General features: G+C 60.0%; 10 protein-coding genes and 2 pseudogenes. 5 read left to right on the forward strand and 7 right to left on the reverse strand.

Going from position 1 to position 11,522, the window contains the following annotated elements; translation table 11 throughout:
• Nucleotides 1-4: 4 nt before the first annotated feature.
• On the forward strand, nucleotides 5-1,231 hold the full coding sequence (locus tag ACA048_RS10785; RefSeq protein ID WP_497629083.1) for an RtcB family protein: 1,227 nt from the start codon (nucleotides 5-7) through the stop codon (nucleotides 1,229-1,231).
• 72 nt (nucleotides 1,232-1,303) lie between these two features.
• Here the strand turns inward: ACA048_RS10785 and ACA048_RS10790 are convergent, their stop codons facing one another.
• The 3 genes from ACA048_RS10790 to ACA048_RS10800 all read right to left on the reverse strand — a co-directional run bounded on the left by ACA048_RS10790 (nucleotide 1,304) and on the right by ACA048_RS10800 (nucleotide 3,344).
• On the reverse strand, nucleotides 1,304-1,717 hold the full coding sequence (locus ACA048_RS10790) for a VOC family protein (RefSeq protein ID WP_497629084.1): 414 nt from the start codon (nucleotides 1,715-1,717) through the stop codon (nucleotides 1,304-1,306).
• 186 nt (nucleotides 1,718-1,903) lie between these two features.
• A complete protein-coding gene (locus tag ACA048_RS10795; RefSeq protein WP_497629085.1) occupies nucleotides 1,904-2,506 on the reverse strand; it encodes a TetR/AcrR family transcriptional regulator in 603 nt (200 codons plus the stop codon).
• Nucleotides 2,493-3,344 carry a 3-hydroxybutyryl-CoA dehydrogenase gene (locus ACA048_RS10800; protein ID WP_497629086.1) on the reverse strand — a complete coding sequence of 284 codons (852 nt, stop codon included), beginning with the start codon at nucleotides 3,342-3,344 and terminating at the stop codon, nucleotides 2,493-2,495. Before ACA048_RS10800 ends, ACA048_RS10795 begins: the two co-directional genes overlap by 14 nt.
• 167 nt (nucleotides 3,345-3,511) lie before the next feature.
• Here ACA048_RS10800 and ACA048_RS10805 point away from each other — a divergent pair, with 167 nt between their 5' ends.
• The gene (locus ACA048_RS10805) at nucleotides 3,512-4,531 is read left to right on the forward strand and encodes an AraC family transcriptional regulator (protein WP_497629087.1); all 1,020 of its coding nucleotides are present in this window, start codon (nucleotides 3,512-3,514) and stop codon (nucleotides 4,529-4,531) included.
• 5 nt (nucleotides 4,532-4,536) lie between these two features.
• Nucleotides 4,537-6,342, forward strand: a complete 1,806-nt coding sequence (locus tag ACA048_RS10810) for an ABC transporter ATP-binding protein (RefSeq protein WP_497629843.1) — start codon at nucleotides 4,537-4,539, stop codon at nucleotides 6,340-6,342.
• On the opposite strand, the gene ACA048_RS10815 is transcribed toward ACA048_RS10810, so the two are convergent.
• From ACA048_RS10815 to ACA048_RS10825, 3 genes and pseudogenes are all read right to left on the reverse strand, one after another.
• The gene (locus ACA048_RS10815; protein WP_497629088.1) at nucleotides 6,314-7,249 is read right to left on the reverse strand and encodes an alpha/beta hydrolase; all 936 of its coding nucleotides are present in this window, start codon (nucleotides 7,247-7,249) and stop codon (nucleotides 6,314-6,316) included. The two genes, ACA048_RS10810 and ACA048_RS10815, sit on opposite strands and share 29 nt — an antisense overlap.
• Before the next feature lie 216 nt (nucleotides 7,250-7,465).
• Entirely contained in the window at nucleotides 7,466-8,464 is a 999-nt protein-coding gene (locus tag ACA048_RS10820) for an NAD(P)H-quinone oxidoreductase (RefSeq protein ID WP_497629089.1), read from the reverse strand.
• A gap of 68 nt (nucleotides 8,465-8,532) precedes the next feature.
• Nucleotides 8,533-8,957, reverse strand: a pseudogene (locus ACA048_RS10825) (YbfB/YjiJ family MFS transporter); the annotation flags it as partial.
• Here ACA048_RS10825 and ACA048_RS10830 point away from each other — a divergent pair.
• Nucleotides 8,946-9,400 (forward strand): annotated as a pseudogene (locus tag ACA048_RS10830) (LysR substrate-binding domain-containing protein); the annotation flags it as partial. The pseudogenes ACA048_RS10825 and ACA048_RS10830 overlap by 12 nt on opposite strands.
• Nucleotides 9,401-9,482: 82 nt before the next feature.
• Here ACA048_RS10830 and ACA048_RS10835 read toward each other — a convergent pair.
• Nucleotides 9,483-10,205 (reverse strand): pirin family protein, encoded by a 723-nt coding sequence (locus ACA048_RS10835; RefSeq protein WP_007947050.1) that lies wholly within the window; start codon nucleotides 10,203-10,205, stop codon nucleotides 9,483-9,485.
• 256 nt (nucleotides 10,206-10,461) lie between these two features.
• On the opposite strand from ACA048_RS10835, the gene ACA048_RS10840 reads away from it, so the two are divergent.
• Nucleotides 10,462-11,412 carry a GlxA family transcriptional regulator gene (locus ACA048_RS10840; protein ID WP_497629090.1) on the forward strand — a complete coding sequence of 317 codons (951 nt, stop codon included), beginning with the start codon at nucleotides 10,462-10,464 and terminating at the stop codon, nucleotides 11,410-11,412.
• Nucleotides 11,413-11,522: the final 110 nt, after the last annotated feature.

Here is an 11,522-nt window from a genome sequence, read left to right on the forward strand (position 1 = left end):
CATCATGCAAACACCGACCTATCAACTGCTGGAAGTCGCCCACGGCAAACCGATCAAACTCTGGACCGAAGGCGTCCCGGTAGAAAACGAAGCCAGGCAGCAGTTGATCAACACCGCGAAGATGCCGTTCATCTTCAAGCACCTGGCGGTAATGCCAGACGTGCACCTGGGCAAGGGCTCCACCATCGGCAGTGTGATTCCGACGGTGGGCGCGATCATTCCGGCTGCCGTCGGGGTCGACATTGGCTGCGGCATGATCGCCGCGTGCACCACGCTGACCGCTGCTGATTTACCCGACAACCTGCATGGCTTGCGCTGCGCCATCGAGAAAGCGGTGCCCCACGGCCGCACCATGGGTCGTGGCATCCGGGACAAAGGCGCCTGGGACAGTGTTCCGAAACAGGCCAATCACGCCTGGGCCGCCCTGGATTCACGGTTCAAGGCGATCACCGCCAAGTACCCGAAACTCGCCAACACCAACAACCGCGTGCACTTGGGTACGTTGGGCAGCGGCAACCATTTCATTGAAGTGTGCCTGGATGAGACCAACCGGGTCTGGTTCATGCTGCACAGCGGTTCACGCGGGGTCGGCAACGCCATTGGCAACCTGTTCATTCAACTGGCTCAGGCCGACATGCACCAGCACCTCGCCAATCTTCCGGACCGTGACCTGGCTTACTTCAACGAAGGCAGCCGCCACTTTAATGACTACGTCGAAGCGGTGGGATGGGCTCAGGACTTTGCCAGACAGAACCGTGCATTGATGATGCAATCGGTGATTCAGGCGACACGCAAAGTGATCAGCAAGCCCTTTGGCGTAGCGCTGGAGGCGGTGAACTGTCACCACAACTACGTGCAAAAAGAGCGGCACTTTGGTCAGGACATACTCGTCACCCGCAAGGGCGCGGTGTCGGCGAAGAAGGGCGAGTTGGGGATCATTCCGGGATCGATGGGCGCGAAAAGCTTCATCGTCCGCGGGCTGGGCAATGAGCAGTCGTTCTGTTCCTGCAGCCACGGCGCCGGCCGCACCATGAGTCGCACCAAAGCGAAAAGCCTGTTCACTGTCCAAGACCAGATCCGCGCCACCGCCCATGTCGAGTGCCGCAAAGATGCGGCGGTCATCGATGAAATCCCGATGGCCTACAAGGACATCGACCACGTCATGCACGCCCAGCGCGAACTGGTGGAAGTGCTGCACACCCTTCGTCAGGTGGTGTGCGTAAAGGGCTGAGCCCTTTGGCAATAGTGAGTCAGGCCAGAAAGACCAGTCTTTTCAGGCTGCGCTTTTTCAGGCCTGACACGGTCACTGATCCTTCTCGCAATTGACCATCCACGACACACCAAACCGATCCACCAGCATGCCGAAACGCGCCGCCCAAAACGTCTGTTCCAGCGGCATTTGCACGGTGCCGTCTTCCGACAATGCAGTGAAGACCCGCTCCGCCTCCGCGATGCTGTCGACATTCAGCGATACCGAAAAACCGGCCATATCATCAACAGGACGATCCGGTGTGGTGTCGGACCCCATGATGGCTTGATCCCCCACGACGAGTCGGGTGTGAATGATCAGGTTGTGAAGATCCGTCGGCACGTGTTCGCCGGCCGGGGTCTCGCCGAAGGTCATCATGGCTTCGATCTTGCCGGGCAAGCTTTGGGCATAGAAGGTGAAGGCCGCTTTGCAGTCGCCGTTGAAGATCAGGTAGGGATTGATTTTCATGATTTGCTCCCGGTAACGAAGGAAGCCGAACGAGATTGGATTAACCGTCAGCTCCGCAGTGATTGGACGCCATTAGCAAAGTGTTAGAGGGAGTGATTGGCAAAATTTGTTTAGATGTTTTTTCTATTGAAACCCTGGGTTTTATGACGACCAGCGGCCTCGGAATGCTGACATTGCGTCAACTCCTCAGGCCACTGCACGCGGTGCCGAGGGCCGAAGCAGGCGCTCAATAGCCCCACTCACCAGGTTCTCCAGCAGTTCATCATGCTCATGTTCGTTCAGCGAATGTTGCATCAACCAACTGGGGGCGCTGTTGAGCAAGTTGGCGATGGCGTGTGCAGTGGCACGTTGCGCCTGTTCACCGACCCGGGATTTGGTGCCGATCATCAGCAGCAATCGCTGTTCGTATTGCTCGCGCAGTTGCCGGACGCGCGCTTGTTGCTCGTCATTGAGGCAACCGGCGTCACGCTCCGCCAGACGAAAATGCCATGGCATTTCCCGGTGCAGATTCAAATGCGCGCGGATCAGGCTTTGCAGTTTGTCGCGTTTGGCCGGGCCCTTTTGATCGAGGCGACCCAGGGTCGCCAGCAGTTCTTCGTAGAACTCCTCGATCAAGTCGAGCAGCAAGTGCTGCTTGCTCGGGTAATGGTGATACAACGAGCCCGAGGAGAGCCCCAGGCACGTGGCCAGCTCACGCATGCCGACCTGACCGAAACCCTTGCTGGAGAACAACTCCAGCACTTTGTCCCGGTACTCGGCAAAGCGTGAGCAACGTTCAGGCATAGGCATAGAATCCACGTCCTGTTTTGCGCCCCAGATAGCCGGCGGCGACCATTTCCTTGAGCAGTGGAGCAGGGCGGTACTTGCTGTCATTAAAGCCGTCGTGGAAGGCTTCCATAATGGCCAGCAGGGTATCCAGACCGATCAGGTCCGCCAGGGCCAGCGGGCCGATCGGTTGGTTGCAGCCCAGGCGCATGCCGGCGTCGATGTCTTCGGCACTGGCCAGACCTTCCTGAAACACCAGAACGGCTTCGTTGATCATCGGCACCAGAATCCGGTTGACCACGAAACCCGGGCGGTTACCGGCGGTGATCGCGGTTTTGCCCAGCGTCGTCGCCATGTCCAGGGCGAGGGCGTGGGTGCTGTCGCTGGTTTGCAGGCCGCGAATCACTTCAATCAGGCCCATCACCGGCACCGGGTTGAAGAAGTGCAGGCCGATGAAACGCTCAGGTTGGCTGACGCTGGCGGCGAGTTGGGTAATCGACAGTGACGACGTGTTGGAAGCAATCACGCACTCGGCACTGACCTGCGCGGCAATTTGTTGCAGCACGCGCAGTTTCAAATCGAGGTTTTCGGTGGCCGCTTCGATCACCAGTTGCGCGTTCTGCAGGCTATCGTATTGGGTGCTGGTGCGAATCTTGTCGAGGGCTACGTTCTTCTGCTCCTCGGTCAACGTTTCCTTGGCGACCTGCCGATCAAGGTTTTTGCTGACGGTTGCCAGGGCCTTTTGCAGGGCACTGTCGGAGATGTCGATCAGGGTCACGTTGAAGCCGGCCAGCGCACAGACCTGCGCAATACCGTTGCCCATGGTGCCCGCGCCGATCACGCCAATGTTTTGCAGATTCATGTTGCCGTCCTTCCGGTCATACCGTGCGATACCTTGGCCGTGACAACGGTCGAAGGCGTACTATTGGCCGCGAGTCTAGAACCGGCAGCCCGGTTGTCCTATGCCGCAACTGTTCAACGGTGCTGGCGTTTTTTGCCAGTTCAAGTGTTAGGGAGAGAAACGTTCATATGCGGGAAAACGACTCGGTTGCCGTTTATTTCGTGCAGGCAATGATCCATGCGCTGGCGCAAGATCCGCAGCGTCTTAAGGCTGCACTGGAACAGGCCGGCATCGCCCCGGCGTTGATGTCTGAGCCCACGGCGCGGGTGCCGGCCAGTGCGTTTGCCGAGCTGTGGCTGATTCAGATTCGCGAGTTGAACGACGAGTTTTTCCGCCTCGACTCCCACGGCATGCCGCCGGGCAGCTTCGCCTTGATCTGCCGCGCCTTGATTCAGGAACCCGACCTGCACAAAGCCATGCGCCAGTGCCTGGCCAATTTCGGTCTGTTCCTGCGCGACTTCCGCGGCACCCTGACCGTGCGCGGCAAGCGCGCATTCATCAGCCTGGACACCCACGCGCAAAACGACGAAGTCAGCCGTTTCGGCGAAGAGACATTCCTGGTGCTGATGATCAGTCTGCTGTGCTGGCTCGGCGGGCGACGCATCCCCATCGACCGCGCGGACTTCCGTCATGAACGCGTGTCCCTCAGCGACGACCGCCTGCTGTGGGGCCCCAACCTGACCTTCGGCGCCGAACGCACCGAAATCGAATTCGCCAGCCACTACCTGCGCCTGCCGGTGGTGCAAGACCTGGCCTCACTGAAAGTATTCCTGCGCACGGCCCCGCAATGGCTGGTGATCCGCTTCCGCAACCAGCATGGCCTGGCCTCGCAAGTCCACCAGCGCCTGCGCAACAGCGATTACAGCGAATGGCCGACCTTGCAGGACTTCGCCCTGGAACAACACCTGAGCCCCAGCACCTTCCGCCGCAAACTCGAGCGTGAAGGCTGCTCGTATCAGGAGATCAAGGACGAAGTACGGCGCGGCGTGGCCTTTGAGCAATTACGCCAGAGCAAGGCGAGCATCAGTGACATCGCCGAACAGCTGGGCTTTCAGGAACCGAGTGCGTTCCATCGGGCGTTCAAGAAATGGACGGGGGAGAGCCCGGGGCGGTATCGGGCGCGGTTTCAGGTGGAGTGTTCGGGGTGAGCCCCATGGTTGACCGCTTCACCGCCTTGTTCGACCAGGCCCGACGCGCCTTGCTGCTGGTCTGGAGCACCTCTCGCGGATTATTCCTTGGCCTGGTCCTGGCCACCCTGATTGCCGGCGTACTCCCGGCGCTGGCCGCCTGGATAGGTCAACGCATCGTCGACGCAGTGGTCAGTGCCATGCAGTTGCACTCGCAGCAAGGCAGTGCGCCGTTGTGGCCGGTGGTGCGTTATGTGTTGATGGAGGCGGGGGTGCTGGCGTTGTTGTCTGGTACTCAGCGGGCGTTGTCGGTTCAGCAGTCGCTGTTGCGGGTGCAGTTGGGGCAGAAGGTCAACACGATGATTCTGGAGAAAGCCCAGACGTTGTCGCTGGTGCAGTTCGAGAATTCCGAGTTTTACGACAAGCTGGTGCGGGTGCGGCGCGAGGCTTCGACCCGGCCGCTGGCGTTGGTGATGAAGTCGTTGGGGTTGATCCAGAACCTGATTGTGTTGATCAGCTTCGGCGTGTTGCTGGTGCACTTTTCGCCGTGGGCGCTGGTGCTGCTGGTGGTCGGTGCATTGCCGGTGTTTTTCGCCGAGGCGCATTTTTCCGGGGATGCTTTTCGGCTGTTCACCCGCCGGGCGCCGGAGAGCCGGCAGCAGAGTTATATCGAGACGCTGCTGTCCCACGAGGGGTATATCAAAGAGGTCAAGCTGTTCGGTTTCGCGCCGCTGTTGTTGAAGCGTTATCGCGACACGTTCGCGCGTCTCTACGCCGAAGACCGCCGGTTGACGTTGCGTCGCGATGGTTGGGGATTTGTCCTCGGCCTGCTCGGCACGGCGGCGTTTTACCTGGCGTATGCGTGGGTGGTGGTCGATACCGTTCACGGCAACATCAGCCTGGGGCAAATGACCATGTACCTGGTGCTGTTCAAGCAGGGGCAAACCGCGGTCAGCAGTAGCTTGAGCGCCATCAGCGGTCTCTATGAAGACGGCCTTTACCTGTCGAGCCTTTATGAATACCTGGCCGAACCGGTGGTGGCCGATTCCGGACATTTAACCGAGGGCGCGGTGCCCGGCGATGGTTTGCGTTTCGAGAACGTCAGTTTTCGTTATCCGGGTGCGAGTCGTGCGGCATTGGAAGGCATCGATCTGCACCTGGTTCCGGGGCGCAGCCTGGCGCTGGTGGGGGAGAACGGCTCGGGCAAGACCACACTGATCAAGTTGCTGACCCGTTTGTACCGTCCTGATCAAGGCCGTATTTTGCTCGATGGCAGCGATTTGCAGACCTGGAAGGAAGAGGTGCTGCGACAGCGCATCGGCGTGATTTTTCAGGATTACATCCGCTACCAATTCTCGGTGGGTGAAAACATCGGCGTCGGTGACACATTGGCGTTCAATGATGAACAGCGCTGGCAGGACGCGGCGGCGCAGGGCATGGCCGCGCCGTTCATCGAGCGTCTGGATCGCGGGTATGCCACGCAATTGGGGCGATGGTTTGCCGGTGGGCAAGAGCTGTCCGGCGGGCAGTGGCAGAAGATTGCGTTATCGCGTGCTTACATGCGTCGCGATGCCGATATCCTGATTCTCGATGAGCCGACGTCGGCACTCGATCCGGCGGCGGAAGCGGCGGTGTTCGAGCATTTCAGCGAGCACACCGAGGGTCGCATGACGTTGCTGATTTCCCATCGGTTTTCCAGCGTGCGCAATGCGGACCACATCATTGTGTTGGACCAGGGGGCGATCCTTGAGCGTGGCGATCACGACAGCCTCGTGGACGCGGGCGGGCGCTACGCGCAGTTGTTCAACCTGCAAGCCCGGGGTTACCGCTAGGTATTGCTTTCATCAAACCATCGATAGCCTGGCGATACTGGTTGCCACCCAGGCTCATGCTGTTGTTATGCGTACCGCCAGGCACCAGCAGCAGGCGCTTGGGTTGATTGGCGGCGTTGAATAACTGCTGGCTGAAGCGCGAGGGCATGAACGGGTCGGCCAGGCCGTGGACCACCAACAGCGGCATGTCGATGTCGACGATCTTGTCGATGGAATCGAATTTCTGCGACACCAGCCAACGCACTGGCAGCCATTTCACCGGCAGGTTGCTATCGGCCACTTGCGCCACGACATCGCCCAGCGAGGTGAACGTGGACTCGATCACCAGACCGCGCACTGGCACCGCGACATGCTGCTTTTTCGCCTGTGCGGCCAGGTCCGCCGCGAGGTCGATGGCCACCGCGCCGCCCAGGGAATGGCCGTAGATCAGACGTTTGCTGGCGTCCGGTTGCATCTGGATGAAGCGCTCCCAGGCGGCTCGGGCGTCTTCGTAAACGCTGGCTTCCGAGGGCAGATCACCTTGGCTTTGGCCGAACCCACGGTAGTCGATGGCCAGCACCGAGTAGCCCATGGCGCGTAACTGCTCGATGCGAAACGCCTGGCCTGTGAGGTTCCAGCGTACGCCGTGCAGGTAGAGGATCGACGGCGCATCACGGCGCGCGGCCGGCCACCACCAGGCGTGCAGATTTTGCCCGGCCTTGAAACTGGCGGGTTTGATGTCGAATTCCTGAACATCGTTCGGCAAACCGCGATACCAACCGGCCGTGCCCGGCTCGATGCGAAACAACAGCTCGCGCTCCTTGTACTTGAGCACACCGCAACTCACCGGCAGGCCGACGATCAATGTGGCCATGCACAGCAGCGGCAGCCAGCGGCTGCCTAAGCGGCTCATCAAATTCGACAACATGTGGCGGTCCGGGAGATCAGCGGGCAACGACGGTTTTTAACAGATGCGCAGCGGGGGCGGGAACAATTTCGACGGCCGTAGGAGGTTTTGTGGTGAATTTTCTGGCCCCATCGCGGGCAAGCCCGGCTCCTACAGTGGTTTTGTCAACACTGGAGATCCCCTGTGGGAGCCGGGCTTGCCCGCGATGGGGCCATTACGGCAAAAGCCAAATCCGGATCAATCCACCTTCAACACAATCTTGCCAACATGATCCCCAGCCTCCATCCGCACATGGGCCTGCGCCGCATCGGCCAGCGCATAAACCTTGTCAATCATCGGCAGGCAACGCCCGGCAGCAAGCACTGGCCAGACATACTCACGCAGTTGCTCCGCAATCGAGGCCTTTTCTTCGCGGGTGCGTGAGCGCAACAGGGAGCCGGTGATGATGGCGCGTTTGGCCATGATCGCCAGCAGGTCGACATCCTTGGCGTGAGCGCCGCCGAGAAAGCCCAGCATCACCAGTCGACCTTCCATACCAAGCGCCGCGATATTCGGATTCAGATACGAACCGCCCATGATGTCGAGGATCACGTTCACGCCTTTGCCGGCGGTTTTTTGCGTGATGACCTCGGCAAAATCCTCGTTGCGGTAGTTGATCGCCTCAGCCCCCAACTGACGGATCACCGCACACTTGTCCTCACTGCCCGCCGTGGCGAAGGCCTTGATCCCGAATTCGCGACAGAGCATCAACGCGGTGGTGCCGATGCCACTGGTACCGCCGTGAATCAGTGCGCGTTGGCCTTTGCTGGCGCCACCCATCTCGAACAGGTTGGCCCACACCGTGAAAAAGGTTTCCGGGACCGCTGCCGCCTGCACCCAATCCATTCCTTGAGGGATCGGCAGCGTCTGGCTGGCCGGCGCCACGCAATACTGCGCATAGCCGCCGCCGTTGGTCAGCGCACAGACGTTGTCACCCACGATAAAGTCGCTGACGCCAGCGCCAATGGCCACTACTTCCCCGGCCACTTCCAGCCCGGGAATCGGGCTCATGCCGGGTTTCATCGGGTACTTGCCCGCGCGTTGAATCACGTCGGGCCGGTTGACCCCAGCCGCGTGCACGCGAATCAGCACCTCGCCCGCAGCCGGGGTGGGTACCGGCACCTGGCGCGGCTTTAAAACCTCGGGGCCACCGGGCTCGGTGATTTCAATCAGGGTCATGGTTTGAGGCAACGTCATGTCGAAGTCCTGGGGTGAAGAAGTCATAAAGTGGGACCGCATCAAGGTGGCGGTGATTCAGTTCAAAACGCCGCAAAAGAACTCGAGATCGCCAACAGGCCAACGGCAATCGCCTGCACCACCAGCACCACGCGAATACTGACCTTCGCGCCGAGTTGATCCGCGAGAAAGCCATAACTCACCGGCCCGATGATCGCGCCAAGGCTATACATCACCTAAATCAGCGCGCCGACGTGCGGTCCGGCACCGAGCCCACGGGCCACGTAATCCACCAGGAACACCATCGCGGGCACCAGCCCGGCGGCCATGACGCGTATTGAGCGAACAGCAGGTAAACCCGTGGGTCAGTGGCTGTCTTAGATTCGGCGATGGCTGGCGCGACGGCGGCGTGGTGTGTCTCTGACGGCCAACCGAGCCAATTGGTGGCGGTCAGAATCAAGGACAACAGGCCAAGGCCGAACCAGGTCTGCTGCAAGCCAAGGCTCAGCAACGGACGCGGCCGGATAACCCGGACCTGATCGCGCGACGAATCGCCCGCTGGCCGGTGGGTCTTTTTGCGTCCCAGGCGTATGTGGACGCCCACGGCGTACCGGCGCCGGGTTCGGCGTTTGAGGGGCATGATCTGGTGGTGTATCAGCCGTACCTGCAAAGCCAAAAGGACATGACGCGGGTGTCGGAACCGTTGACTCGCGGGCGGATTGTGTCGAGCCTGAGCTCCAGCTTGTTGGTGCGTCGATCCATTGCGGCGGGCTTGGGGTGGGGGAAATTCCGTTGTACATGGGGGAGAGGGACGGGCTGGTCAGGCTCTGGCCGGAACGCACGCGACCGCTGCCCTATGACGTCTGGCTGGTGACCCATGCCGACTTGCGGCACACCGCGCGGGTGCGGGCGGTGATTGATGAAATTGTCGCGGGGTTTTCCGGCACGGGTGAGTGAAGGCAAAAAAACGCAGCTCCGACAGGTGTACGCAAAACCCTGTAGGAGCTGTCGAGTGAAACGAGGCTGCGAGCTCTTGATCTTATGGCATTTCAGGCAGTTCTTGCGGGCGCAGGTCGAACACCAGCACTTCGGCATCCACACCGTTGCTCAACGTCAGCACCTGCTCATCGCGAACCCGCACGCCATCGCCTTCCTGCAACTGCACACCATTGAGTTCGACACTGCCACGCGCCACGTGCACATAGGCATAACGATTTGCGGCCAGTTCCAGCGCAGCGCTTTCCTTGCCGTCGATCAGCGCGGCGTACACCCGTGCATCCTGGCGCACCTTCAGCGAACCCTTGTCCCCATCGGGGGAGATGATCAGTTGCAGACGACCGCGTTTCTTTTGCGTGCTGAAATGCTCTTGCTGATAGCGCGGTTTGGCGCCGCTCACTTCCGGCACGATCCAGATTTGCAGGAAGTGCACGGGCCGTGTCGCCGAGTGGTTGTACTCGCTATGGGCCACGCCACTGCCGGCGCTCATCAACTGCACATCGCCAGGGCGGATCACCGAACCGGTGCCCAGCGTGTCCTTGTGTTCAAGCGCACCGTCGAGCACGTAGGAGAATATCTCCATGTCGCGGTGCGGGTGCTGGCCGAAACCTTTACCGGCCGCTACGCGGTCATCGTTGATCACCAACAGGTCAGAAAAACCCTGCTCTTTCGGGTTGCGGTAGTTGGCGAAAGAAAAGGTATGGAACGACTTCAACCAACCGTGATTGGCCGCGCCGCGATCCGAGGCTTTGCGAAGGGTCAGCATGATGAAAGCTCCTGTTGGGACGTTGATTCGTCCGAGTGAGGAGAAGGTTAATGGTTACTGGTTGGTGCAATAAGTAGATGGAAATTGAAACACTGTCTCGCTCAAGTTGACAGTTGTGTGCGGACGATCACGTATTCATATCCGACGTTGACGCCACGATTGGCCATAATGCACAGCACCCTTATCGCCAGGCTCGCTCCCACAGGATTGGTGTTCAGCCGATGGATCTTCCTTTGACTTCAGTGATTTTTAACCCATGAAAACCGTCGCTATGGTGTTGTTTCCGGACTTTCTCCTGCTCGACATGGCGGGTCCCATGGAGGTGTTTTCCATCGCCAACCGATACCTGCCCGCGGCGGATCGCTACGAGCTGACGACCATCGGCACCGAGGCTGGCGCATTGCGTGCGTCCAATGGCGTCAAGGTTCAGGCCGATCTACACATTGATCAGGCGATTGAAGGTTACGATCTGCTGCTGGTGCCGGGCGGCCCCGGTGCCTATAACGAGAAATATCCGCCGCTGCTCGGCTGGCTCAAGGGCGCGGTGAATCGTGCCGGACGCTATGGTTCGATCTGCACCGGCGCCTTTTTGTTGGGGCACGCCGGTTTGCTCGATGGTTATCGCGTGACCACTCACTGGCATTACACCGAACGGCTGATCAAAGGCTTTCCCAAGGCCACGGTGCAGACCGATCAGATTTATGTGCAGGACCGCAATCTCATTACCTCCGGCGGGGTGACCGCGGGTATCGACCTGGCGCTGGCGGTGATCGCCGAGGACCATGGCAAAAAAGTCGCGCAGGACGTGGCCAAAGTGCTGCTGGTGGTGATGAAACGCCAAGGCGGGCAGGCGCAGTTCAGCCCGTTGATGGCCGCGGTCGCTCCCCATGAAACACCGATCACCCGACTGCAAAACCATTTGCTCGAAAATCTGGACGAAGCGTTTAGTATCGAACGCATGGCCAGCCTGGCAAACATGAGCACGCGCCATTTCACCCGGGTTTTTGCCCGGGAAGTGAACATGACGCCCATGGAGTTTTTGCAAAACGCACGCATCGATCGCGCCAGGAGCCTGCTGGAAACCAGTGAGGTGCCGCTCAAGACTGTCGCCTTCAAAAGTGGCTTCGGCAGTGTGCGGCACATGCGTTTTCTGTTCAGCGAAAAGCTCGGCCTGACACCCAGCCAATACCGTGAACAGTTCAGCTAGCGCGTTGTGTCCGTTGCACGCACCGTGATGGCCGGCACGCTCCCTTCGTGGCCGTTGAACCGTCACTGAGGTCTGCCAAGATACCTCTGAACTCTTTGCAATGGAGGTGC

The sequence above is a fragment of the Pseudomonas sp. LBUM1659 genome (assembly GCF_059716045.1).